Source organism: Neisseria sp. HMSC067G12 (assembly GCF_001812725.1).
In the GTDB taxonomy this organism is placed as follows: Bacteria; Pseudomonadota; Gammaproteobacteria; order Burkholderiales; family Neisseriaceae; genus Neisseria; species Neisseria perflava.
Genome location: NZ_KV810182.1, coordinates 481816 through 506704, shown reverse-complemented (window position 1 = coordinate 506704; position 24889 = coordinate 481816). Strand labels below are relative to the sequence as shown.

Sequence of the window (24889 nt, the reverse complement as noted above, 5' to 3'; positions counted from 1 at the left end):
TCTAAAAGAATGGATACACACCCACAATTGGGGGGATATGCCGTCGGTTTCTCCTGAGCTTAAGCAATTAAGCGGTAAAAATACGGTAACGAGAGAAGTAGTGCATGTGGCGGAGGCAGCAAGATTTGACAGTTCATCATCATCTTCAGACGGCCTTGTGACAAAAATGCATGTTGCACGGGCCAGTGTTGCTTCTGTAAGCAGCGTTTCCAGTAAACATATCATTGCGCCTAAAGTAACAAATAAACCTGCCGCTACCGATAAAGCAACGGCAGCTAAACCAGTCAATAAATCGATGGAAAAAATTCTGGCTGAAAAGCAAAAAATTTACGAAGAGGCTAAAGCAAAAAAAATAGCCGAGGCTGCCGCTGCCAAAGCAAAGGCGGTCGAACGCGCAAAAGAAGCGCATAAAGCGGCAGTCGAAAAAGCGATTGCAGAGCGTAAAGCCAAACAAGAAGCCGCACGCAAAGAAAAAGAGGCGGAAGACAGAGTTGCCGAAGAAAAAGAAACCGTTGAGATTGTCCATAAAAAGAATCTGAAGGATTCAGACGGCCATGACAAAATAGCGGGCGTTTCTTCCGGTAAAAAAGCAATCAATAGCCACGACGGCCACCTCAGTTCGGGTAAAGCAAACAAAATTGACGACCATGCTGAAGGCAGGGAAGGTCTATCCGGAAAATACCGCGTGTATGAATCTAAAGAGTATGGAAATTACGTTCGTGTGAATGATTTTGGTGCCGATGCGCAGGGTAAAAAAGACAGCCTTCAGGCATTTAAAGCAGCTTTAGAGGTGGCGCACAAAGAAAAAGCCATGGTCTTCTTGGATGGCACTTACTATATTTCCAATCAGATTGTGATGGATAAAACCGTCTCCGGCGCGCGTGGTTTGTTTGGTTCGGGCATGGGCAAAACCAAAGTAACGTTTGATAAAGCGCAAACAGGCGAATTCAATCCGGACACCAACCATGACGATATCCGCGAATTTGCCGGTATCTTGATCGATGGGCAAAACAATAAAACCATTGCCGATTTTTCGGTTCTATATACTAACCCTGATTTTTACCGCAAAGGCTTAAGCTATTTTGGCAAGGTAAACGGTATTTTGGTGAACGATGCGGACAATACTTTAATCAGTAAAGTAGAGGTTTCCGGTGCCAATCGCGCTGGTGTGATGTTTACCTCGACCGCTTCTTTGGAGACGGAAAAAGGTCAAAAGCTGACCTTTAAAGCGCGCGTACAAAGCGGCGAAATCGATGAAAAATATGAAGCGCTGCCTTTGGGTGAAAACAACCGTATTGTCGATTCGTATCTGCACCACAACCGCGTTGCCGGTGCGCTGATCGGTTTCCAACAAAACTTTATTGGCGAGGGCAACCGTTTGGATTGGAACGGCCACGAAGCGGACGGCGGGACAGGCTACGGTATGGCTGTGGCTGCCGGCAGCTACAATTACGGCATCACATACCGTAAAAACACGACCGACCACAACTACCGCAAAGGCTTGGATGTGCATGATGGTACAGGCATTGTCATTGAAGACAATGTGTTAACGGGTGACCGACTGTATGGCATTGTTGCCTACAACCGCCAGTTTTCTATGGATAAAGTCAAAATTACCGGCAATACCATTATCCAAGACCCGAGCTTCCGTTTGAATGTTGATGATGACTTGGGTAAGTACTACCACATGTATTCAGGTATCCAGGTACAAACCAATACCCAATACAAAGATTTGCACTCGGCTGATAAAGGTTATTTCGATATCAGCAATAATGTCATTAAAAATCTGACGGTTTATCAAAACAATATTCAGACTTACGCGATTGAGTTCCGTAACCATGAAAGCAAAATGGATTACACGCTCAATATGGCAAACAACAAGATCAGCGGCGAATCCACCAAATATCTGATTGCCGTCATCAACGATACCTACGACCGCGTTTTATCTAAAAACGGCATTGGTAGCGGTACCATTACCATCAGCGGCAATAATGCCGATATCGGCAAGATTATGAAAGGTGCAGTACCGGTTTATGTGGAAGAACACCATGGCAATGTTGCTATGCATGGTGCGGTAACGATTCACAATAACAAAATTTCCGTGCGTGAAGAATCTGCCGGCTATGTCGAATTTGCTTATTTAAAGAGCAATGCCAAAGAGTACAACATCACCAATAATACATTGAAACTTGGTGGTGATTTGAATGATGCATTGATAGACGTACACAGTACCAACCCTAAAGGCAAAGCATCTTTAAATATAGCCAACAACAAAATCATGACGGACATTAAAGGCAAGTTGTATGATTCATGGCTGCGCTTTGAGAATGACATCAACACGTATTCTGAAGGCAATAGCCATAATGGTGCAGCACTGACAAAGGTGAATACGACCGGCAGTAAAGTTGCCTTGAGCGATATCTTGTCAGAAGTCAACCATATTGTTGAAACGACTAAAGAGACTGTGTATCACCATACTCAGAACGTGTATACATCAGGAGTGGAAGAACATCATACAACGACAGGGATTTTGTAAGCTGTTGAAGCTGTAATCTTTATGGTTTAAATATCGATAAATAAAAAAAGGCCGTCTGAAAATTTTCAGACGGCCTTTTCATCTAACTCACATTATTTAGCCAGTTCGGCACGCAGTTTGTGGGTTACGTTCATCATCACTTGGAGTTGTTCCAGAGTTTCTTTCCAACCACGTGTTTTCAGGCCGCAGTCTGGGTTCACCCACAGACGTTCAACCGGTACAACCTCGATGGCTTTGCGCAACAGGTGCTCAACTTCAGCTTCAGTCGGTACGCGTGGGCTGTGGATGTCGTAAACACCTGGGCCAATGTCGTTCGGGTATTTGAATTCGCCGAACGCAGTCAAGAGCTCCATATCGGAACGTGAAGTTTCGATCGTGATGACGTCAGCGTCCATAGCGGCGATGGCTGGCAGGATGTCGTTGAACTCGGAGTAGCACATATGAGTGTGGATTTGGGTGCTGTCTTCGCAACCGGTAGAGGACAGGCGGAAAGATTCGCCGGCCCAGTTCAGGTAAGCATCCCAATCGGCACGTTTCAAAGGCAGACCTTCGCGGATGGCAGGTTCGTCAATTTGGATGACTTTGATGCCGGCTTTTTCCAGATCCAATACTTCGTCGTTCAGGGCCAGTGCGATTTGTTTGCACACGGTAGAGCGAGGAATATCGTTGCGGACGAAAGACCATTGCAGAATGGTTACAGGGCCGGTCAACATACCTTTCATCGTGCGTTTGGTCAGGCTTTGTGCGTAAGTAGACCAAGCGACAGTCATGGCTTCAGGACGGCTTACGTCACCGAAGATGATAGGTGGTTTAACGCAGCGTGAGCCGTAGCTTTGTACCCAGCCGTATTGGGTGAATGCAAAACCGCTCAACAATTCGCCGAAGTATTCAACCATGTCGTTACGCTCGGCTTCGCCGTGTACCAGTACGTCCAAGTCCAGTTTTTCTTGCTCTTCAACCACCAAGGCGATTTCTTTTTTCATCGCGGCTTCGTAATCGGCAGCAGACAGTTCGCCTTTTTTGAAGGCTGCGCGTGCTTGGCGGATTTCGGTAGTTTGTGGGAAAGAACCGATGTTGGTAGTCGGCAGCAGAGGCAGGTTCAACCATGCTTGTTGCGCTTTGATACGGTCGGCAAATGGAGATTTGCGTTGGTCTGCGTTGGCAGGCAAATCTGCCAGGCGTTTGGCAACGTCTGCACGGTGGATTTCGCTGCTGTTGGCACGGGAGTCGGCAGCAGCTTGGCTGGCAGCCAGTTCTTCGGCAACGGAATCACGGCCTTCGTTCAATGCGGCTTTCAGAACGCGCAATTCTTGGGTTTTTTGCAGGGTGAATGCCAACCAAGAGTACAGATCAGGTTTGTTGGCTTTCAGTTTTTCTTCGACTGACAAGTCAAATGGAGTGTGCAGTAGAGAGCAAGAGCTGGAGATCCACAAACGGTCGCCCAGTTTGGCTTGCAGAGGCTCGACAGTTTCCAAAACTTTGTTCAGGTTGGCGCGCCAAATGTTGCGGCCGTCGATAACGCCGGCAGACAGAACCTTGTCGTAGTCAGCAAATGCGTCCAGTTGCTCAGGAGCGCGTACCAAGTCGATGTGCAGGCCGTCAACAGGCAGGGATTTCAGCAAAGCAGCGTGTTCGGCAACAGAACCGAAGTAAGTGCTCAACAGGATTTTGGCGTTTACTTTGCTCAAAGTGGCGTAAACGTCTTTGTAGGCTTCTACCCATTCTTTAGGCAGGTCAACAGCCAAAGCTGGCTCGTCGATTTGAATCCATTCGGCACCGGCTTCAACCAAAGTGTTCAGGATTTCAACGTAAACAGGCAACAGTTTAGGCAACAGGCTCAGACGGTCGAATTCGACAGCGCCTTTTTCTTTACCTACCCACAGGAAAGTCAATGGGCCGACGATGGTCGGTTTGGCTTTCAGGCCCAAAGCTTGGGCTTCTTGCAGTTGTTGAACGTAGTGTTTGGCGTTGGCTTTGAATTCGGTATCGGCGTGGAATTCAGGCACCAAGTAGTGGTAGTTGGTGTCGAACCATTTGGTCATTTCGATAGCGAATTGGTCTTTGTTACCACGGGCCAGTTGGAAGAATTGTTCCAAAGACAGGTTTTGGCTGTCGAAGCCGAAACGGGCAGGGATGGCACCGGTGGCAACTTGCAGGTCGAGGATGTGGTCGTAGAAAGTGAAATCACCTACGGCAACGTAATCAGCGTTGGCGGCAGCTTGGTGTTTCCAGTTTTTCTCGCGCAAGTCTTTAGCAACAGCCAGCAATTCTTGCTCGCTGATTTCTTTGCGCCAGTATTTTTCTTGTGCGAATTTCAATTCGCGGAAGGCACCGACGCGCGGGAAGCCTGAAAAATGCAATGTTGTCATGTTAACTCTCCTAGTTGGAATTTTGAATCAGGCCGGTATGGCCTGAATGTTCGATATTGTAAATCAGAATGGGGAGGCCGTCTGTTTTATTAACGGGGGCGCACACCCAAAATATGGCAGATGGCGTAAGTCAGTTCGCTGCGGTTGAGGGTGTAGAAGTGGAAGTCTTTGACACCTTCGCGCGAGAGGACTTTGACCATGTCGATGGCGATGCTGGCGGCAACAAGGTTGCGCGTGCCTTGGTCGTCATCCAAACCTTCGTACATTTTAGACAGCCAGCTTGGGATTTTGACGTTGGTCACTTGGGCCATTTTGGTCAATTGTTTGAAATTGGTTACGGGCAGGATGCCGGGAACGATTTCAACGTCAATGCCCATCATCACGCAACGGTCGCGAAAGCGCAGATAGCTTTCCACGTCGAAGAAGAATTGGGTAATAACGTGGTTTGCACCCGCATCGATTTTACGTTTCAGATTAATCAAATCGGCTTGTGCGGATTTGGCTTCCGGGTGCACCTCTGGATAGGCCGCTACGGAAATGTCAAAGTCGGCAACGGAGCGCAACAGCTTGACCAAATCTTCGGCATAGAAAGGTTTTTTCTCATAGCCGGGCGGCTCGTCACCACGCAGGGCAACGATGCGGCGGATACCGCTGTCCCAATAGTCTTTGGCAATTTGACGCAACTCGTCAGGGCTGGCATCGATACCGGTCAGGTGGGGGGCGGCGTCAAGGCCGGTTTCTTGTTTGATGCGTTTGACGATACTGTGTGTGCGGTCGCGTTCGCCGGAGTTTGCACCGTAGGTTACGGAAACGAATTTCGGATGCAAGGTTTGCAGGCGATGGATGGAATCCCATAACATGGTTTCCATTTGTTCGTTTTTCGGCGGGAAAAATTCGAATGAAACGTTGATGTCGCCTTTCAAATCGGAAAGGCTGTTGTTTAAAGCGGCGATTTCTCGAGCGTGATTCATGGTTATGCACCTTCTGCATATCTTTTATTTGTTGTCAGACTGCATAATAAATTTGAGGTTAACATGAGTCAATTTCGAAATTTTCCGAAATTGTATGAATAGATTTAATAAAGACCTCGGGCCGTCTGAAAAACTGCCTGAGGTCTTGTTTGATAGGGAAGGGGGGAAAGATTATTCTGCTTCATCTATCCATGCTTGTTGCACGGCTTCGAGAATACGCTCGCCGCAACGCGCTGGATCATCGTCAAATTCAGGCAAAGCCATAATCAAATCACGCAGTTGGGTAAAACGTACGGTTTTCGGATCGATGCTGTCGCCGTGTAAGTCGTAGAGTTCTTCGGCGATGCGTTGGGTATCTGTCCATTTCATGATGTGTTCCTTTATTGGGTTTGGGCTATTAGTAATTATTTTAATCAAGAAGAAGTCGGACTGCCAGATTGTTTTACGGAAGATGGGCAGATAAATGATGGCGCTATTTTTTAACAAAATAGCATAGTTGCGTTAAAATACGGCAAGACACTTAAAATTCACGGCAATCTGCCGTTTTACACTTTCTATTCCGCTTTGAATGATTTGGTTTTCATGCAAAATTTACATTTCGCTATGCAACCAAATTTTTTGGAATGGCTCTTAAGAAAATCCATCGCTTAAAAATAAAAGGAAAAAAAAGATGAATAACGCACTCAACGCCAAGCTGTCCAAACTGATTTACGCGCTTGCTTCCGATGATCCGGAGTATCTGTCTAAAGCAGGCGCATTTGACCGTTTGCTGTTGTTGGTTCGCGAACTTTATCGGATGCTGGACGAAACAGAAGGTTTGAAGCAGCTGGTGTTCCGTCTGTATTACGGCAAGCATTATGGTTTGATTAAACTGGATGCCGCTTCACCCAATGACGATGCAGGCGCGTTGAGGTTGAAACGTTGGATGGTTTATTCGCGTATCGCCGAGCGTATCGAAAATTGCGGCAAGCATTTGTCGGTCGTGCTTGAAGATGCGGTGTTGGAAAATGGTGCGGACAAATCTCATTATATAGATGAAGCCAATGCCATTATCGAGCGTTTCGGTTTGGTAAGGGATGAGGCTACACTTTCGGCCATCGAGGCGGAGGAGGCGTTGAAAACAGAGCAAGAGTTGCAGGCGACAAATGAGCCTCAAAAATCTGCTCCTAAGCATAACGGCAATCTGCATCAAATCAGAATTCAAGAAAAAATCGAAAATTATTCTGCTACTCAGAAGGTGGCTGCTATGCAGATTTCCCGTATGCGTTTTATTTTTCCTCATATCGAATAATTTGGGATGTAACCAAAAGGCCGTCTGAAACCATAACGCACATGGTTTCAGACGGCCTTTTTCATTGAACCTTGTTTTAATGGTCTTCACGAGCGTGGTTGATGGTGTATTTAGGAATTTCTACAACCAAATCTTCATCGGCAACGACCGCCTGACAGCTCAAGCGTGAATCGGCTTCCAAGCCCCATGCCTGGTCGAGCAGGTCTTCTTCCAGTTCACTCGGCTCTTCTAAGCTGTCAAAACCTTTGCGGATGATGACGTGGCAGGTTGTGCAGGCACAGGATTTTTCGCAGGCGTGATCGACTTCGATATCGTGGTCAAGCAGTACGTCAAGGACGGTTTGGCCTTCCGGTGCATCTTCGATAACTGCGCCTTCGGGGCATAATGTCGCGTGTGGGAGTACGGTAATTTTTGGCATTTTTATTGTCTCGGTTGTTTAAGAGTGGTTGTGGTTAAAGTGGTTTCAGACGGCCTTGGATATTCAATATTCAGGCCGTCTGAAAAATGGGTTTATAACATGATGCCTTTACTTTTTAAATTTTCCAGACATTCGTCCAAGTAAGCATCATCATGTTCAGCATAAATCGGCGAAGTAGCTGTTTCAGCTGCGTGCGAATGGTATGGGGCAATGGCTTTGCCACGATATAGCGGGTCTCTCCATAAAGCATCGGGTTTGTAACCGCGCTTTTCCATCTCTTCCATAATTAACGCGTGATACAGATAGAGTTTGTAGGGCGAATGGGTAAAAACGTAATTTACCGTCGCATGCGGCCTGCCCCAGCCTGCTCCGCGCAGTGCTGCGCATTCGCGGTGTTGCCCCAAAAGCTGGGCGCGGGGGGGTAGGGGGATAAGGGTTTGGTGCCAGAGTCTCATTAAATAAATTACATTTGTGGTTTTAGATCAAATTTTTTGATAACACTTTCTGAGGGACTTGAGAAAGTGGGCAAACTCTTCTAATGTTTTAATACTCTCATCATCTAAACCATCTGGATCGAAGTGCATAATATCGTTTCTAATTTCACGAATTTTATCTAGAGTTTCTATGAATGTTTGTCTATCAAGACTCAATCCGAGACGCGACCAAATGTCAGGTTTGCCCAGAAGAGTGTAATACCCTCCAAAACTCAAATCAGCAATTGATTCAATTGTTTCTGAACTGTTTGGATTTTTTGCGGCTTCAAGTTCACTATTTGTCAAATCAAGTTTATCAAGAAGTTGACGAATTCCATTCTCAATTTCACTAATAAGCAAGAATGGTTTTGCAAGCATATGAAATTGATCGTTTAGATCACTTATGGTTACTATTCCTGTAATAAGAGAATTATTTGTTGACTCCTTAATCAATAAAAAATCATTTTTTGAGATTTGCGTAAGTACACTGAAGATGGTTTCATCTTTAGTTACTATTACGACATCGTCGGACATAAAGTCAGATACAGTTTTGTTTTCTAAGTCACTTAATGAAGACGGAATAGCTAATTTTTCACCTATAGTTTTCCAGCTAATAAACCCATTTGGCAAACGTTCACTTTGCATGACAGGAAGCTGAGAGAAATCATTTAAAAGCATTAGCGTCAAAGCCTGTGATAATTTGGCATTTCTATTAATGAAAGTAGGCTTGCTATTAGCTGCTTTTAAACGACCAATTTTATGGCTTGGATCTATATCAAGATTATCAGATAACGTTTCTGATAATTTTTTCTTGAATGTAACTGATTTATCTATATAAACCTGTTCAAAATCTGGATCAGTAATTAATTCATATTTTTTTAATTCACTACGAATTTTATTAGATATCTTTGCTCCTCTCCTAGATACTCCAAACCATCCTAAAATAGTGCGAACAGGAAAGGTTTGTTCTCTATTGGTAGAATCTGAATCTAAGGAATTTTTTATTGAATTGAGCTGATTTTCATATTCTTCCATTATTATCCCTCTGATGTCTTAGTTAAATATCATCCACACTTTGACCTGTCAGCGCACGTTGGATGTTGCGGTTCATGCGTTTGGCGGCGAAGTTGTCGGTGCTGTGGCTGAGTTTGGCAACGGCGGCACGGATGTCTTCGGCTTTGCCGTCTTTCAGACGGCCTTGCAAGTTGGTGATATCTTGTTGAATCTGTTGCAATTCTTCGGCTTCCAATAAATCGCTATCCAATTCAAGAGCGGCGTTGACGGCGTCGGTCAGACTTTCGGCTTCGACTATGGCTTCGGCGCGTGCTCGTGCGGCCATGTCTTCGGCAGCGTTGCTCATGCTGTCTTTGAGCATTTGAGTGATGGTGCTGTCGTCCAAGCCGTAGGAAGGTTTGACTTCGATTTGCGCCTGTACGCCGGTGCTTTGTTCTTGTGCGGAAACAGACAGCAAACCGTCAGCGTCAACTTGGAAGGTCACGCGGATACGCGCTGCGCCTGCAGCCATGGGCGGAATGCCGCGCAGGGTAAATTTGGCAAGGCTGCGGCAGTCGGAAACGAGTTCGCGCTCGCCTTGCACGACGTGTATCGTCATAGCGGTTTGACCGTCTTTGAAGGTGGTGAAGTCCTGCGCGCGTGCAGTAGGAATGGTGGAGTTGCGAGGAATGATTTTCTCGGCAAGACCACCGTAGGTCTCCAGACCAAGCGATAAGGGTGTCACGTCCAGCAGCAGCCATTCGCCATCGGTTTTGTTGCCGGCAAGGACGTTTGCCTGTATGGCGGCGCCGAGTGCGACGACTTCGTCAGGATTGAGGTTATTCAGCGGGGTTTGGCCAAAGAATGTGGCAACTGCTTGTTGAACGTGCAACATGCGAGTAGAGCCGCCAACCATAATCACGCCCTTAACATCCGCCTTAGTTACTCCGGCATCTTTCAAAGCCTGTTTGACGGGCTCGATGGTTTTTTGTACCAGATTTTGGGTCAGATTGTGAAACTCTTGGCGGGTAATGACGGTATGGACTTTATGGCCGTCTGAAAGTGTGGTTTCGATGACGGCTTCGGTTTGAGTGGTCAGTTTTTCTTTGGCGGTACGGACAAGGGAAAGCAGAAGTTGGCTGTCTTGTTCGTTGAGTTTGGAAAGGTCGTTTTGTTCGAGCAGGTAGCAGAACAAACGATGGTCGAAGTCATCGCCACCCAATGCGCTGTTACCTCCGGTGGCTTTGACTTCAAACAGGCCTTTGGTCAGTTGCAATACGGATACGTCGAATGTGCCGCCGCCCAAGTCATAAACGACAAACGTGCCTTCTGAGGCGTTGTCCAGTCCGTAGGCGATTGCGGCGGCGGTCGGCTCGTTGAGGAGGCGCAATACATTCAAGCCTGCCAAACGCGCGGCATCTTTGGTGGCTTGACGTTGGGCATCGTCAAAATAAGCGGGTACGGTAATGACGGCACCAACCAAATCGCCGCCTAATGATTCTTCTGCACGCGATTTGAGGGCTTTGAGAATTTCTGCCGATACTTCGATAGGCGTTTTGGCACCTTGACGGGTGTTTAACTCGACCACGCGCTCATTGGGTGTAAATCGATAGGGCAGGTATTGCGCCTCTTGTGCGAGGTCGGTAAGGGTGCGGCCGATCAGGCGTTTGGCAGAGCTGACTGTATTTAGCGGATCGGTTTTTTGGGCAGAAAGGGCGTTTTTGCCGACTTCGACTTCGCCATCCAAATAACGGACAACTGAAGGCAGGGTGGTGCGGCCGTCTGAATCGGGCAGGCAGACTGCGCTGCCGCTGCGGACGGTGGCAACCAAGCTGTTGGTTGTACCTAAATCAATGCCTACGGCGAGGCGGTGTTGATGGGGGGCGGCGGACATGCCGGGTTCTGAAATCTGCAAAAGAGCCATGATTGTGTGCCTTCTGATGCTGTATTTATTAGGATGGGGCAGATTTTAGCAGATTTTTGGCAGATAGTTGAGTGGTTTGCTAGGAAATAACCATAAGGCCTAATGTTGTTTTTTAATTGAAAAGAAAGTGGATTTTGAATTCAGACTTGTATTTTTTAAGAAATGCGGATAAAATTCAGCCTCTTTGCCTTGCCTTTTACTTCGCATGGTGAAAGGCTGTTTTTAATCATCCATAAGGAGATAACATGCGTCATTACGAGATCGTGTTTATCGTTCATCCTGATCAAAGCGAGCAAGTGCCTGCTATGGTTGAGCGTTACAAAACCATGATTACTGAAGCCAGCGGTAAAATCCACCGTTTGGAAGACTGGGGCCGTCGTCAATTGGCTTACCCAATCAATAAAATCCACAAAGCACACTATGTTTTGATGAATATCGAAACTACTCCTGAAGTGGTTGAAGAGCTGGAAACTGCTTTCCGCTTCAATGATGCCGTACTGCGTCACCTGACCATCAAAACAAAACACGCTGTAACTGAAGCTTCCCCAATGCTGGGCGGCGAAAAAGCAAAAAACTTGCTGAACGGTGCAGCTGAAGAAGTTGCAGCAGCTGAATAAGATTGAACAATCTGATTAAGCTTACCGCCCGTATCTTGCAGGTTCAGCCTTTGAGATATACGCCGGCAGGAATCCCTGTTTTAGATATTGTGTTGCAACATGAATCTTGGCAGGAAGAAAACGGACAAAAATGTCTGGTCAAATTTGAAATTCCCGCGCGGATTTTAGGTAAGCAGGCTGAGGAATGGCAGTATCGGCAAGATGCAGTCATCGAGTCGGAAGGTTTTTTGGCGCAACGCAGCCAACGCTTCCCCAAGCCGGTACTACGCATACAGAACATTAAAGAATATAAAGGTTAAACGACAATGGCTCGTCAATCATTCAAACGTAGAAAATTCTGCCGCTTTACGGCTGAAAAAATCCAAGAAGTTGATTACAAACAAGTTGATTTGTTGAAAGACTTCATCTCTGAAAACGGCAAAATCATCCCTGCCCGCATTACTGGTACTAAAGCACACTACCAACGTCAGTTGGCTACTGCTGTGAAACGTGCCCGTTTCCTGGCTCTGTTGCCTTACACCGATCAACACAAATAATTTTGGAGTTTAAATCATGCAAATTATTCTGTTAGAAAAAATCGGCGGTCTGGGTAACTTGGGTGACATCGTTACCGTTAAAAACGGTTACGCACGCAACTTCCTGATCCCTGCCGGTAAAGCAAAACGTGCAACCGAAACCAACATGAAAGAATTCGAAGCACGCCGCGCTGAATTGGAAGCCAAACAAGCTGAAATCTTGGCTGATGCTAAAGCCCGTCAAGAAAAACTGGAAGGCCAAACCATTACTGTTGCTCAAAAAGCCGGTGTTGATGGTCGTCTGTTCGGTTCTGTTACCAATGCTGACATCGCTGAAGCGATTGTTGCTGCCGGTATCCAAGCTGCTAAAGCAAACGTACGTCTGCCTAACGGTCCGTTGAAAGCTGTTGGCGAATACGAAGTTGAAGTAGCTCTGCACACTGACGCTGTTGCTAAAATTACCGTTGCTGTTGTTGCAGCCGCTGAGTAATTGATTCATTCAAGGCCGTCTGAAAATCAAGGGTTTCCTTGAATTTCAGACGGCCTTGTTTATCTGCTTGAGCCGAAGTAAGTAAATATTGATTTGTCTATATTTTTAAGTCTGTCTAGAAATATAGCGGAAGAGATGATGTATTGGCCGAATATTCATTCGTGTTCGGGTTTGTCGTATTATTTAGTAAAGAGATTATTTATGAATAAAATCAAAATCTTTGGGATAGGTTTGACTGCTTTGGCTTTAGCTTCATGCGGCACTCCGCAAAAGCCTGCTGTTGATACGGCAAAACCTGTCGAGCCTGTTTCCTCTGCAAAACGCCCTGTATTTGATGCTGCGGCTGAATCTGTTGCCAGCAGCGGTTTTAATGAGAACGTCAATGTTCAGCAGTTTATCCAATATGAAGTGAAAAATCGCCGTTTCAGTGCGGAAGAGTTGCGCAATTTCTTTAATGGCGTGGTGTATAAAGGCAACATTATTACCATTATGTACCGCCCAAGCACTTCGCGTCCTTGGTATGAATTCCGCACCGGTAACTCTGGTGCAGCCAAATTTAATGGCGGCAGACAATTCTATGCGGCAAACCGTGCCGTAATTGATGATGTGGCACGCAAATACGGCGTACCTGCCGAATTGATTGTGGCGATTCTCGGGATTGAAACCAATTATGGTAAAAATACAGGCAGCTTCCGCGTTGCCGATGCCTTGAGTACATTGGCCTTTGATTATCCTCGCCGTGCCGAGTTTTTCCAAAATGAATTGAGTGAACTTTTGCAGATGGCAAAAGAAGAAAAAGAAAATATCTTTGACTTCAAAGGCAGCTATGCCGGCGCGATGGGCATGCCGCAATTTATGCCTTCAAGCTACCGTAAATGGGCGGTGGACTATGATGGTGATGGTCATCGCGATATTTGGAATAATGTTGGCGATGTGGCGGCTTCTGTCGCCAATTATATGAAACAGCATGGCTGGCAGACCGGCGGTAAGATGGTTGTGCCGGTAAGTCTGACGATTACTCCGCACTTGCAGGCGATTATTGATGAGAAAACTGCCTTGACGCGCACTGTCGCAGATTTCAAAGCTTTGGGTGTCGTGCCTCAAGCTGCTATTGCCGATAATGAAAAAGCTGTGCTGTATGCTTTGGAGACCAGCCCGGGCGTATTTGAATACTATTTGGGTCTGAATAACTTCTACACGGTATGGCAATACAACCACAGCCGTATGTATGTAACAGCGGTACGCGATATTGCGAATGCAATCAATAACAATGGCCTGTAAGCCATAAGAAAACCACCCTTTGGGGTGGTTTTTAAATATCGAGGATTTGTAAAGGGGGTTAAGCTATCAGTCTGATTTTCATGGCGTAACGTTTTTTGCTGTGTCCTGAAACAAACTGTCCTCCTCGGGCAGGGGATAAAAACGCATTGCCTTCTGCGGTTGGCTCTGCACAAGTATATTGACCGTTTCGATCGCTCCAAAGGGCATACACAGGCAGATTGTGGGTACGGATATCCAGTTTCAAGCCGTCAAATGCAACGTGTGCATCCTGGTCGGAGGAAACAAATTCGGTATGGGAGATATAGTCGGCATCGTATGGGGCGCCGTTGAAATCAAATTGTGTGCCGGCGGCGGTAAAGTAGGGGTGGAATCCTGGGGACGTGCGGATGGGTGATTCGCCGTAATTGCAGACAGTTAGGATGGCGATGGCTTCATTTTCGTTAGGCAGACTGTAATCGAGCAACCATTCGACGTGTTCATAGCCTTTTTCTGTGCTGATTAATTTTAAGCCGATATCTGATTCATTTTGATGGCGGATTTCCCAGTCTGAAGTTCTGCCGAAACCATGTTGGGCCAGATGATTTTTGCTGTCAGGTCCGAATTGAGGTAGGCAGACGTGCATGCCGCCGCGTAATTTTGTGTCATCGCCTACTTGAACGCTGGTTTTCGGAAATAAGACTTCCCATCCTTTTAGAATCAGGGAATCAATATATCCGCCCATTGTATTTACTTGCATAGTGGCTGATTGGTTGCGTAGTATGATTTCGGACATGATGTTTCAAACTTCAAATTACTTATCATTTATGTAGCATTCTAACATTGCAATGACATGCTGTCGCTGTCGGTTTGATAGAAAATCCTTAATAAAAATCAAAAAAATGCTAGAATATATGCCATTTTCTGAGGCCGTCTGAAAAGCGGAGAATTCTTTTCAGACGGCCTTCCGATTTATTTCCCGTAGAGAAACAACATGGCTTATCAAGTTCTTGCACGAAAATGGCGTCCGAAAACCTTTGCCGATTTGGTCGGTCAGGAACACGTCGTCAAAGCCCTGCGTAACGCGCTGGACGAAGGCCGTCTGCACCATGCCTATCTGCTGACAGGGACACGCGGTGTGGGTAAGACCACGATTGCCAGGATTTTGGCCAAGAGCCTGAACTGCGAAAATGCCGTGCATGGTGAGCCGTGCGGTCAGTGTGAAAGCTGTACGCAAATCGACAGCGGCCGTTATGTGGATCTATTGGAAATCGACGCGGCATCGAATACCGGTATCGACAATATCCGCGAAGTGTTGGAAAACGCGCAATACGCGCCGACTGCGGGTAAATACAAAGTCTATATCATCGACGAAGTGCATATGCTTTCCAAAAGCGCGTTCAATGCCATGCTGAAGACTTTGGAAGAACCGCCTGAACACGTTAAATTTATTTTGGCGACCACCGATCCGCATAAAGTCCCCATTACTGTATTGAGCCGCTGTTTGCAATTTGTGTTGCGCAACATGACAACCCAGCAGGTTGCCGAGCATTTGGCGCATGTCTTGGATCGTGAAAACGTTCCTTATCAGCCACAGGCTTTGCAACTTTTAGGCCGTGCCGCCGCCGGCTCGATGCGCGATGCGTTGAGCCTTTTAGATCAGGCGATTGCCATGGGTTCGGGTAAAGTGGCCGAACAAGATGTCCGCCAGATGATCGGAGCGGTCGATAAACAATACTTGTTTGAATTGCTTGAAGGAATCATCAATCAAAACGGGGAAGCCTTGCTGGAAAAGGCTCAGGAAATGTCCGCCAGAGCGATTGGTTTTGACAGCGCGTTGGCAGAATTGGCCATGTTGTTGCAACGTTTGGCTTTGATTCAAACTATTCCTTCCGCCTTGGCAAATGACGATCCTGAACGTGAAACTTTGCAGCGATTAAGTCAGGCTTTGAGTGGCGAGCAGATTCAGCTTTATTATCAATGCGCTATTCATGGTAAACAGGATTTACCGCTGGCTCCAGACGAGTATGCCGGTTTTGTCATGACGCTTTTGCGCATGCTTGCATTTGCGCCGTTGGCCGCTTCGGGTTGCGATACGCAAAGTCAGATTGAACACACGGATTTGCATTCCGACCATCAGAAAGCTGAGGCCGAAAAAAAGCCTTTTCAGCTGCCGAAATCTGAGCCGATAGCAGCACCGGCGGTTGAGAAAGAGGCTGTTCCGACTAAACAGGATATCGTTGAAAGGCCGTCTGAAGAAACTATTCAGTCTGCTCAACAACAGGGGGATGTCCCGCCTTGGGAAGACATGCCGAGCCAAGTATCGGCTGAGCCGCCTCAAACACAAACGGCGCAGATGCAAGAAACTGCGGAGCCATTGCCTGTTGCAAAAGTTCAGACGGCCCCTGAACCGGAAGAATATCCGCACATAGATGAGGAAATTCCACCTCCGTATTTTGATGAAGCATATGCATATGAAGATTCACACCGTGCTGATGTGATGGAAGTACTGCAGCCGGTTGTGTCTGAAGAAGAGGAGGGAGATGAAGAAGAGCTTCAGTTCGCTCCTTTGCCTGAGTTTAAAACTGAGAATTGGCACAGCATTATCGAACGATTTGCCCGTAAATTAGGCGCGGCGCAGATGTTGGCACAAAATGCGGCATGGACGAGTTATGATACGGAAGCAGGATTAATCATGCTGTCGTTGACGGATGAGGCCAAAGCTACTGCCAATAAAGAGCGCTTGGACAAAATCTGCCAGACGTTGAGCGAGGCTTACCATCTTGGCAATTTAAGGCTGCAAACCGAGCCTTGGCAGGATGATAAAGGCTGGGAAACGCCGGTGATGCGCCGCAAACGTATTCAAGAAGAAGGACGGCAGCAGGCGCAAGATTTGCTGGAAGCGGATACAACGGCGCAGAAAATTTTGCAAATCTTTGAAGCGCAATGGCTGCCGGATTCTTTAGAGTTAGTAGGGCATTCTTAAAATACTGACATACAAGGCCGTCTGAAAGGCAATAGCGTTTTTCAGACGGCATGAGTGAAACCCATTTATTCAAACCCATAGGAGTAAAACATGTTCGGAAAAGCCGGATTAGGCGGCCTGATGAAACAGGCTCAACAAATGCAAGAAAACATGAAAAAGGCACAAGCCAAGCTGGCTGAAACCGAAGTTGAAGGTGAAGCAGGCAATGGTTTGGTGAAAGTTGTGATGACGTGTTCGCACGTTGTTCGCAAACTTGAAATCAGCCCTGATTTGATTCAAGAAGCCGCAGACGACAAAGAAATGCTGGAAGATTTGGTATTGGTCGCTATCAATGCCGCTTCTGAAAAAGCCGAAGAAACGACCAACAAAACCATGGGTGCATTTACCCAAGGCCTGCCGGCAGGCATGGGCGACTTCTTCCGTTGATTTAAAAATAAATAAAAGGCCGTCTGAAGCCAGATTTGGGTTTCAGACGGCCTTTTTTATTATGAGGATTCATGGGCTTTCTTTGGGAAAGAACAAGCGTTCCTTATTGATGTAAAAAAGCCTGAACAGAAGTTCAGGCTTTTAAATTTGGCTCCCCGACCTGGGCTCGAACCAGGGACCTGCGGATTAACAGTCCGTCGCTCTACCGACTGAGCTATCGGGGAATGGGGCGTATTATAATGGCTGGAAAAAATGTGTCAATCAATATTTTTAAGGAAATGGTGCAAAATATTTCAAATGTTTGAATGTTAAAAATATTTTGTAATCAAGTTTCACATGCTCCTCAGCCGTTTCAGACGGCCTTTAGTATTTGGCGTTAACCAATTTGCCGTTTTGGAATACTTGTTGCTGCATCACCGTGCCGTTGTAGGCGTAAGTGGTTAACGAGCCATTGCTTGGCGTGGCGCGGAACTGCATCAGTTGGTTACGGCTGAGAACGTAGGGGTCCGTGCGTTTTTGACTGTTGTCGCTGTAAAAGTCTTGGACGACGTATTCGTTGTTACGTTTGCTGATCAGTTGGCGATGGAAGCCACCTTTGACTGCGCTGTTGCTGGGTGTGCCGTGTGCATCAAAATAGGTCACGATTTGTTCTTCTGAGATACGGATGCCGTCTGAATCCGTGCCTTTGGTGGTTTTGGTTTTATCCAAGCCGACAGGGATGTTGATGGATGTACCTAAGCCGACATGGCGGCCGATGCCGGTGCCGACACCTAAGCCGACGGAAACGCCGGGTGTGCCGACTGTACATGCGCTGAGTGAAGCGGCCAAAAGGGCAGGTAAGAGAATTTTTTTCATAATGTGTATCCTTGTAATAAGAAATGTTTGTAATGTTGGAAGTATAGTATTTTTGCGGGGTGGCTGGTGTTAGTATTGGTAAAAGGACGCAAGGCCGTCTGAAAAACAAGATAGAAACGGATATATCATTCTGGTGTAGAATGTGCCGGAATAATGATTTAATAAGAATGTGAATGAATAATGAAAACTTTAAAATTTACGAAGATGCACGGCTTGGGCAATGATTTTATGGTGGTCAATGCCATCGAGCAGGACTTTGATCCGTTGGCTGCGCCGCTTGCCCAATGGGCAGACCGCTATCGCGGCGTGGGGTTTGATCAGTTTTTGGTGGTGGAGAAGCCTTCTTCTGATGCGGTCGATTTTCGGTATCGTATTTTCAATGCGGATGGTCGGGAAGTAGAGCAGTGCGGCAATGGTGCGCGTTGTTTTGCGCGTTTTGTCGCGGATAAGGGTTTGACGGATAAAACGGAAATTTTGGTTGAAACGGCCAAAGGGATTATTGTGCCGAAGCTGTTGGATAACGGTTTGGTTACCGTCAACATGGGTAAACCGCGTTTCATGCCGTCTGAAATTCCGTTTGTGCCTGCGCATGGTGAAACGGAAGATGCGCTGACACATATTGTCTTGGTCGGTTTGGAATCTGTACCGGTAAGCTGTGTGAATATGGGTAATCCGCATGCAGTGATTTTGGTTGATGATGTTGAGGCTGCGCCGGTGGAGCATTGGGGCGGTGCCATTGAATCGCACGAGCAGTTTCCTGAACGGGTCAATGTCGGTTTTATGCAGATTGAAGATGAGTTGTCCGTCCGGTTGCGTGTGTTTGAGCGCGGGGTGGGGGAGACTCAGGCCTGCGGCACTGGAGCGTGTGCGGCCGTGGTGGCCGGCGTGCGCAATAGCCTGCTGAAAGCGGGTACGCCTGTGCGTGTTACTCTGCCTGGGGGCGAACTGTTTATCAGTTGGGAAGAAGGCGGCGATGTGCAAATGACCGGCCCTGCTGAAACCGTTTTCGAAGGCGAGTTGCAGTATTCATGATGGTTTCTTTGGATTTTTGGTTTGCCATTGCGTATGCTGCGGTATCGTTGGCGTTTATTTTTCGTGCGCAGCGGTTTCAATGGTTTTGGGCTGCGATATTGTTGTGGCTGGGGATTTCGGCTCTGGGCGCGCGCCTGTTGCCCGGAATGTGGGGCTTTACGCATACAGGCCCTTTGTTCATCCCTCATTTTTACCTGACCGCCGCCAGTGTTTTCTTCTTTATTGACGATTGCAGTAAAACGGAAGACAGAAAGTTTTGGTCGGCAGGCGAATATGCCGGTTTGACCTTATTTGCCGTTTCCAACGTCGTCATGACTTTGGCCTTTGTTTTCCTGGCCTGCACGGTTTATTTCATCTTGCCACTGGCAGGCTCGGTTTTTGCATGGGCGGCCTTGCTGAAAATTTATGCGTTGAAACCTATTTATTGGTTTGCATTGCAGGGCGTCCTGATGCTGGTGTTTTATCTGCACAGAGTGGTTGTTTGCAAGCAGTCTGCCTCTCTTTTCAGTATGCGGCAGATGTGGGCAGGCTGGACGGTTGCCGTCGTGATGCAGGCTGTGGTTGCCGTTGCATTGATTTTTGAGCGCAGTGGATATTGACCGCGCTTGAACCAAAAGTTATAAAGAAAGAAATTTTCGATATTAGTTTTTCAGACGGCCTGAGTTTAATATGCAGGCTATATTACATCTAAATCAGGAGCAGGAAATGAAAATTGCAAATAATATTACCGAGCTGATCGGCAACACACCTCTGGTGAAACTGAACCGCCTGACCGAAGGTTTAAAAGCGCAAATCGCCGTTAAACTTGAATTCTTTAATCCGGGCAGCAGTGTGAAAGACCGTATTGCCGAATCTATGATTGAAGCGGCCGAGCAAGCCGGTAAAATCAATAAAGATACCGTTATCGTTGAGGCAACCAGTGGCAATACCGGTATCGGTTTGGCCATGGTGTGTGCGGCCCGCGGTTATAAATTGGCCATCACCATGCCTGAAAGCATGAGTAAAGAACGCAAAATGCTGCTGCGTGCGTTTGGTGCAGAATTGATTTTGACCCCTGCTGCCGAAGGCATGGCAGGCGCTATCGCCAAAGCCCAATCTTTGGTGGACGAACATCCGAGCACTTATTTCATGCCGCGCCAATTTGATAACGAGGCCAATCCTGAAGTTCACCGTAAAACCACTGCCGAAGAAATTTGGCGCGATACAGACGGTAAAGTGGATATTTTCGTGGCCGGTGTGGGTACGGGCGGCACGATTACCGGTGTGGGCGAAGTATTGAAAAAACACAAACCCGAAGTTCAAATCGTGGCTGTCGAGCCTGAAGCTTCCCCGGTATTGAGTGGCGGCGAAAAAGGCCCTCATCCGATTCAAGGTTTGGGTGCAGGCTTTATCCCCAGCGTTTTGAATACGACTGTTTACGACAGCATTTCCAAAGTACCTAACGAGGCAGCGTTTGAAACTGCACGCGCTATGGCCGAAAAAGAAGGCATTTTGGTGGGTATTTCTTCAGGTGCGGCAGTATGGAGCGCTTTGCAACTGGCCAAAAAACCTGAAAACGAAGGCAAGCTGATCGTTGTCTTGTTGCCGTCATATGGCGAGCGCTATCTTTCTACACCTCTGTTTGCCGATTTGGCATAATATAGGATTGTTGTTAAAAGGCCGTTTTCAGACGGCCTTTTTTGCGTATGGGCTTGAGATATCGTATGAAATCTGTTGTAATTCAGTAAATGAGCTTTGAATACCGTTATTCAAAAGTTGGTTTCTTCAACGAATCATGCTTATAATGCGCATTATGAAAAAATACATTCTTCCTATCCTTGCCGTAGCGGCACTTGCCGGTTGTGAATCGATTTATGTTCCAACATTGAAAGAAGTGCCAGTTCGACCAACCAATGTCAAAAAGCCTAAGGCTGATTCACAAGTTTCAGCTACCGGTTATCATTTGGCTCCTTCGCATTGGGCAGATGTTTCCAAGATTCATGATGAAGCACGTCGCTTGAGTACCCAAGTGAGCCAAGGTAGTCTGACCAAAGTTCAGGCTGCCCAATATTTGAACCGCTTCCGAATCCAACAAGTGGGACGCAACTCTGTCGATGACAGTATGTACGAAGTTTATCTGCGTTCTGCCGTTGACAGCCAACGTGGTGAAATTACTACCGAGCAATCCAAACAGTACATCCAAGGTGCTTTGCGCGGTTGGCAACAGCGTTGGAAAAACATGGATACCAAACCAAGCAATCCTGCGTTTACCAACTTCCTGATGGAAGTTATGGGTATGCAGCCTTTGAAATAAAAAGTCATAAACTGAGAAGGCCGTCTGAATATTCAGACGACCTTCTTTTTGTATTTATATATGTGTAGTCGGACTTTATCCAATTAAGAACCAAACAGCTTGTCAGCCGCTTGACGGGCTTTTTCTTGAATATCTTCGGTCAGATAGTTTTTCATCTGAGAATAAACCAGCGCAATGACGGCAATGTCATCGCTGAAGCCAAATGGAATCAGAAGGTCGGGAATGCTGTCAATAGGACTGAGGAAGTAAACCAGTGCGCCGACAATAATCATTTTTGCACGTTTGGGTGTATGTTCGGATTCCCAGAGATAATAAAGCGCATAAAGCTGGCGGACGACAGGTTTACCCAAGCGACCGGCAAAGCGTCCGAGTTTTTTCATGAAGCCGGATGTGTCTAAGTTTCGACGGCGGAAGGAGGGGATGTAGTCTTCCGGATCGGGTGTGTTTTGATGAGGGGAGTGTGTCATGATGCAGCTTCCTTTTTAGGTATGGAAACATGGTTGGTGTTACGTCGTATTTTAGTCTATTTTGGGCGGATGAAATGTCTTTGAATGTATAACTATGTAAGAGTAGTGATGATAATGCAATGGTAATAAGTTAAGAATGGCTTATGCCTTTGTAAAGATTAGGTATCAAGAGTGAGAATTTATCTCACAATAGATACAATTCTCAAACAATAATGATGTTATCGTAAGTGCTTTGATGGGGAGATGGCTTAATTGCAGGAAAGTAACAAAAAAGGCTAGCCACACAAAAAAAATCTAAGAATGATTGTTTGATTTTATTAGTCTTTTGGTAAAAATCATTAGAGCATTCATAAATTGCACTGTTCAAAATGAGATAAAACAGGTAAATTATGGTTTATGTAGCTTATTGTAGTGCTGAGCTATAGGTTTTGAGCTGATAATAAATCTAGAGGAACTGACCATGTCCGCCAAATCACGCCCGGTATTTTTGGAAATTCCGAATATCCGATTGCCCATACCGGGGATTGTATCTATTCTTCACCGTATCAGCGGCGTCGGCTTGTTTGTGATGCTGCCTGTTCTCTTGTATTTCTTCTCCGGAACGCTGGATCGCGAAGCGTCGTTTGAAGCATATCGTACTGCTATTTCCAATCCGTTTGTGAAGCTGATCCTTATCGGTCTGTTGTGGGCATATCTGCACCACTTTTTCGCCGGTATCCGCTTTCTGTTTTTGGATGTGCATAAAGGCCTGGAATTAAATACTGCCCGTACTACTGCTAAAGTTGTATTTGCTTCTGCTTTGATTCTGACCGTCGTTTTGGGAGCTTTGTTATGGTAGAACGTAAATTGACAGGTGCGCATTACGGTTTGCGCGATTGGGCAATGCAACGTGCAACTGCGGTCATCATGTTGGTGTACACCGTGGTTCTTTTGGTTGTTTTGTTTACGTTGCCTAAAGAATATTCGGCATGGCAGGCATTTTTTGATCAAACTTGGGTAAAAGTATTTACCCAAGTGAGCTTCTTGGCTGTATTCCTGCATGCATGGGTAGGTATCCGCGATTTGTGGATGGACTACATTAAGCCTTTCGGTCTGCGTTTGTTTTTACAAGTTGCCACCATCGTTTGGTTGGTAGGCTGCTTGGTGTATTCTGTTAAAGTAATTTGGGGGTAAATATGGGTTATCCTGTTCGCAAGTTTGATGCCGTGATTGTTGGCGGTGGTGGTGCAGGTTTACGCGCAGCCCTCCAATTGTCTAAATCCGGCCTGAATTGTGCTGTTTTGTCTAAAGTCTTCCCAACCCGTTCTCATACTGTAGCGGCTCAAGGTGGTATTTCTGCTTCATTGGGTAATGTGCAAGAAGACCGTTGGGATTGGCATATGTACGATACCGTGAAAGGTTCTGACTGGTTGGGCGACCAAGATGCGATTGAGTTTATGTGTCGCGCCGCGCCTGAAGCCGTAATTGAGTTGGAACACATGGGTATGCCTTTTGACCGTGTGGAAAGTGGCAAAATCTACCAACGTCCTTTCGGTGGTCATACTGCCGAACATGGTAAACGTGCGGTAGAACGTGCATGTGCGGTTGCCGACCGTACCGGTCATGCGATGTTGCATACTTTGTACCAACAAAACGTCCGTGCCAATACACAATTCTTTGTGGAATGGACGGCACAAGATTTGATTCGTGATGAAAACGGCGACGTCGTCGGTGTAACCGCCATGGAAATGGAAACCGGCGAAGTTTATATTTTCCACGCTAAAGCCGTGATGTTTGCTACCGGTGGTGGCGGCCGTATTTATGCGTCTTCAACCAATGCTTATATGAATACCGGTGATGGTTTGGGTATTTGTGCCCGTGCAGGTATTCCGTTGGAAGACATGGAATTCTGGCAATTCCACCCGACCGGTGTAGCCGGTGCCGGTGTATTGATTACTGAGGGTGTGCGCGGTGAGGGTGGTATTCTGTTGAATGCCGATGGCGAACGCTTTATGGAACGTTATGCTCCAACCGTAAAAGACTTGGCTTCCCGTGACGTGGTTTCCCGTGCGATGGCGATGGAAATCTACGAAGGTCGCGGCTGTGGTAAAAACAAAGACCACGTTTTGCTGAAAATCGACCATATCGGCGCAGAAAAAATTATGGAAAAACTGCCGGGCATCCGCGAGATTTCCATCCAGTTTGCCGGTATCGACCCGATTAAAGACCCAATTCCTGTTGTGCCGACTACCCACTACATGATGGGCGGTATTCCGACTAACTACCATGGCGAAGTTGTCGTTCCGCAAGGTGAAGATTACGAAGTGCCTGTAAAAGGTCTGTATGCGGCAGGTGAGTGTGCTTGTGCTTCCGTGCACGGTGCGAACCGCTTGGGTACCAACTCCCTGTTGGACTTGGTGGTATTCGGTAAAGCTGCCGGCGACAGCATGATTAAATTCATCAAAGAGCAAAGCGACTGGAAACCTCTGCCTGCTAATGCCGGTGAGTTGACCCGCCAACGTATCGAGCGTTTGGACAACCAAACCGATGGTGAAAACGTTGATGCATTGCGTCGCGAACTGCAACGCTCCGTACAACTGCATGCCGGTGTGTTCCGTACCGATGAGATTCTGAGCAAAGGCGTTCGAGAAATCATGGAGATTGCCGAGCGCGTGAAACGTACTGAAATCAAAGACAAGAGCAAAGTATGGAATACCGCGCGTATCGAAGCTTTGGAGTTGGATAATCTGATTGAAGTAGCGAAAGCGACTTTGGTGTCTGCCGAAGCACGTAAAGAATCGCGTGGCGCACACGCTTCAGACGACCATCCTGAGCGCGATGACGAAAACTGGATGAAACATACCCTGTATCATTCAGATACCAATACTTTGTCTTACAAACCGGTACATACCAAGCCTTTGAGCGTGGAATACATCAAACCGGCTAAACGCGTTTATTGATGAGTTTTCAGACGGCCTTTACCTTAAAGGCCGTCTG

General features: G+C 46.8%; 26 protein-coding genes and 1 tRNA gene. 16 read left to right on the top strand and 11 right to left on the bottom strand.

Going from position 1 to position 24889, the window contains the following annotated elements:
* Positions 1-295: 295 nt before the first annotated feature.
* The gene (locus tag HMPREF2871_RS02430) at positions 296-2536 is read left to right on the top strand and encodes a right-handed parallel beta-helix repeat-containing protein (RefSeq protein ID WP_049344445.1); all 2241 of its coding nucleotides are present in this window, start codon (positions 296-298) and stop codon (positions 2534-2536) included.
* 92 nt (positions 2537-2628) lie between these two features.
* Here HMPREF2871_RS02430 and metE read toward each other — a convergent pair whose 3' ends face one another.
* The 3 genes from metE to iscX all read right to left on the bottom strand — a co-directional run bounded on the left by metE (position 2629) and on the right by iscX (position 6245).
* Complete coding sequence (gene metE / locus HMPREF2871_RS02425; protein WP_049344433.1) at positions 2629-4905, bottom strand: 5-methyltetrahydropteroyltriglutamate--homocysteine S-methyltransferase; 2277 nt, start codon at positions 4903-4905, stop codon at positions 2629-2631.
* An 89-nt stretch (positions 4906-4994) separates the two neighbouring features.
* The gene (gene metF, locus HMPREF2871_RS02420; RefSeq protein ID WP_049323818.1) at positions 4995-5876 is read right to left on the bottom strand and encodes a methylenetetrahydrofolate reductase; all 882 of its coding nucleotides are present in this window, start codon (positions 5874-5876) and stop codon (positions 4995-4997) included.
* A 171-nt stretch (positions 5877-6047) separates the two neighbouring features.
* Positions 6048-6245 (bottom strand): Fe-S cluster assembly protein IscX, encoded by a 198-nt coding sequence (gene iscX / locus HMPREF2871_RS02415; RefSeq protein ID WP_003682097.1) that lies wholly within the window; start codon positions 6243-6245, stop codon positions 6048-6050.
* Positions 6246-6546: 301 nt separating this feature from the next.
* Here iscX and HMPREF2871_RS02410 point away from each other — a divergent pair, with 301 nt between their 5' ends.
* Positions 6547-7167 (top strand): hypothetical protein, encoded by a 621-nt coding sequence (locus HMPREF2871_RS02410; RefSeq protein WP_049344431.1) that lies wholly within the window; start codon positions 6547-6549, stop codon positions 7165-7167.
* Positions 7168-7243: 76 nt separating this feature from the next.
* Here HMPREF2871_RS02410 and fdx read toward each other — a convergent pair whose 3' ends face one another.
* The 4 genes from fdx to hscA all read right to left on the bottom strand — a co-directional run bounded on the left by fdx (position 7244) and on the right by hscA (position 10975).
* Positions 7244-7585: an ISC system 2Fe-2S type ferredoxin gene (gene fdx / locus HMPREF2871_RS02405; RefSeq protein WP_003745561.1), complete on the bottom strand. Its 342-nt coding sequence runs from the start codon at positions 7583-7585 to the stop codon at positions 7244-7246.
* 92 nt (positions 7586-7677) lie between these two features.
* Positions 7678-8040, bottom strand: coding sequence for a TIGR02328 family protein (locus HMPREF2871_RS02400; protein WP_049344426.1), 363 nt, complete (start codon positions 8038-8040; stop codon positions 7678-7680).
* Between the two features lie 27 nt (positions 8041-8067).
* On the bottom strand, positions 8068-9093 hold the full coding sequence (locus HMPREF2871_RS02395; RefSeq protein ID WP_049344424.1) for a CBS domain-containing protein: 1026 nt from the start codon (positions 9091-9093) through the stop codon (positions 8068-8070).
* A 22-nt stretch (positions 9094-9115) separates the two neighbouring features.
* On the bottom strand, positions 9116-10975 hold the full coding sequence (gene hscA / locus HMPREF2871_RS02390; RefSeq protein WP_049344422.1) for a Fe-S protein assembly chaperone HscA: 1860 nt from the start codon (positions 10973-10975) through the stop codon (positions 9116-9118).
* A gap of 245 nt (positions 10976-11220) precedes the next feature.
* On the opposite strand from hscA, the gene rpsF reads away from it, so the two are divergent.
* The 5 genes from rpsF (at position 11221) to mltB (ending at position 13878) form a co-directional block, all read left to right on the top strand.
* A complete protein-coding gene (gene rpsF / locus HMPREF2871_RS02385; protein WP_003686150.1) occupies positions 11221-11592 on the top strand; it encodes a 30S ribosomal protein S6 in 372 nt (123 codons plus the stop codon).
* Positions 11589-11891 carry a primosomal replication protein N gene (gene priB / locus HMPREF2871_RS02380; protein ID WP_180947864.1) on the top strand — a complete coding sequence of 101 codons (303 nt, stop codon included), beginning with the start codon at positions 11589-11591 and terminating at the stop codon, positions 11889-11891. Before rpsF ends, priB begins: the two co-directional genes overlap by 4 nt.
* 6 nt (positions 11892-11897) lie before the next feature.
* Entirely contained in the window at positions 11898-12128 is a 231-nt protein-coding gene (gene rpsR, locus HMPREF2871_RS02375; protein WP_003678863.1) for a 30S ribosomal protein S18, read from the top strand.
* Between the two features lie 16 nt (positions 12129-12144).
* Complete coding sequence (gene rplI, locus HMPREF2871_RS02370; RefSeq protein WP_049344420.1) at positions 12145-12597, top strand: 50S ribosomal protein L9; 453 nt, start codon at positions 12145-12147, stop codon at positions 12595-12597.
* A gap of 201 nt (positions 12598-12798) precedes the next feature.
* On the top strand, positions 12799-13878 hold the full coding sequence (gene mltB, locus HMPREF2871_RS02365) for a lytic murein transglycosylase B (RefSeq protein ID WP_049337071.1): 1080 nt from the start codon (positions 12799-12801) through the stop codon (positions 13876-13878).
* Positions 13879-13936: 58 nt separating this feature from the next.
* On the opposite strand, the gene HMPREF2871_RS02360 is transcribed toward mltB, so the two are convergent.
* On the bottom strand, positions 13937-14650 hold the full coding sequence (locus tag HMPREF2871_RS02360) for an aldose epimerase family protein (protein ID WP_004519255.1): 714 nt from the start codon (positions 14648-14650) through the stop codon (positions 13937-13939).
* Between the two features lie 198 nt (positions 14651-14848).
* Here HMPREF2871_RS02360 and dnaX point away from each other — a divergent pair, with 198 nt between their 5' ends.
* Together dnaX and HMPREF2871_RS02350 are read left to right on the top strand one after the other, a co-directional pair.
* The gene (gene dnaX, locus HMPREF2871_RS02355; protein ID WP_049337069.1) at positions 14849-16840 is read left to right on the top strand and encodes a DNA polymerase III subunit gamma/tau; all 1992 of its coding nucleotides are present in this window, start codon (positions 14849-14851) and stop codon (positions 16838-16840) included.
* A 90-nt stretch (positions 16841-16930) separates the two neighbouring features.
* Positions 16931-17266, top strand: coding sequence for a YbaB/EbfC family nucleoid-associated protein (locus HMPREF2871_RS02350; RefSeq protein WP_049344419.1), 336 nt, complete (start codon positions 16931-16933; stop codon positions 17264-17266).
* A gap of 148 nt (positions 17267-17414) precedes the next feature.
* Here HMPREF2871_RS02350 and HMPREF2871_RS02345 read toward each other — a convergent pair.
* A tRNA-Asn gene (locus tag HMPREF2871_RS02345) sits at positions 17415-17490 on the bottom strand.
* A 139-nt stretch (positions 17491-17629) separates the two neighbouring features.
* Entirely contained in the window at positions 17630-18121 is a 492-nt protein-coding gene (locus tag HMPREF2871_RS02340; protein WP_049344418.1) for a hypothetical protein, read from the bottom strand.
* 180 nt (positions 18122-18301) lie between these two features.
* On the opposite strand from HMPREF2871_RS02340, the gene dapF reads away from it, so the two are divergent.
* The 4 genes from dapF (at position 18302) to HMPREF2871_RS02320 (ending at position 21446) form a co-directional block, all read left to right on the top strand.
* Positions 18302-19153: a diaminopimelate epimerase gene (dapF, locus tag HMPREF2871_RS02335; protein ID WP_049344417.1), complete on the top strand. Its 852-nt coding sequence runs from the start codon at positions 18302-18304 to the stop codon at positions 19151-19153.
* A complete protein-coding gene (locus tag HMPREF2871_RS02330) occupies positions 19150-19752 on the top strand; it encodes a hypothetical protein (protein WP_049344415.1) in 603 nt (200 codons plus the stop codon). Before dapF ends, HMPREF2871_RS02330 begins: the two co-directional genes overlap by 4 nt.
* Before the next feature lie 106 nt (positions 19753-19858).
* Complete coding sequence (gene cysK / locus HMPREF2871_RS02325; RefSeq protein WP_141747887.1) at positions 19859-20791, top strand: cysteine synthase A; 933 nt, start codon at positions 19859-19861, stop codon at positions 20789-20791.
* Positions 20792-20936: 145 nt separating this feature from the next.
* Positions 20937-21446: a membrane lipoprotein lipid attachment site-containing protein gene (locus tag HMPREF2871_RS02320; protein ID WP_049344413.1), complete on the top strand. Its 510-nt coding sequence runs from the start codon at positions 20937-20939 to the stop codon at positions 21444-21446.
* Between the two features lie 83 nt (positions 21447-21529).
* Here the strand turns inward: HMPREF2871_RS02320 and HMPREF2871_RS02315 are convergent, their stop codons facing one another.
* Positions 21530-21913, bottom strand: a complete 384-nt coding sequence (locus tag HMPREF2871_RS02315) for a YkvA family protein (protein WP_049329785.1) — start codon at positions 21911-21913, stop codon at positions 21530-21532.
* 460 nt (positions 21914-22373) lie between these two features.
* Here HMPREF2871_RS02315 and sdhC point away from each other — a divergent pair, with 460 nt between their 5' ends.
* From sdhC to sdhA, 3 genes are read left to right on the top strand one after another with little or no spacing between them, the layout of a single operon-like run.
* Positions 22374-22751: a succinate dehydrogenase, cytochrome b556 subunit gene (gene sdhC / locus HMPREF2871_RS02310; protein WP_049336763.1), complete on the top strand. Its 378-nt coding sequence runs from the start codon at positions 22374-22376 to the stop codon at positions 22749-22751.
* The gene (gene sdhD, locus HMPREF2871_RS02305) at positions 22745-23086 is read left to right on the top strand and encodes a succinate dehydrogenase, hydrophobic membrane anchor protein (RefSeq protein ID WP_003678837.1); all 342 of its coding nucleotides are present in this window, start codon (positions 22745-22747) and stop codon (positions 23084-23086) included. Before sdhC ends, sdhD begins: the two co-directional genes overlap by 7 nt.
* A gap of 2 nt (positions 23087-23088) precedes the next feature.
* Positions 23089-24852, top strand: a complete 1764-nt coding sequence (sdhA, locus tag HMPREF2871_RS02300) for a succinate dehydrogenase flavoprotein subunit (RefSeq protein ID WP_049336762.1) — start codon at positions 23089-23091, stop codon at positions 24850-24852.
* The last annotated feature ends 37 nt before the right edge of the window (positions 24853-24889 follow it).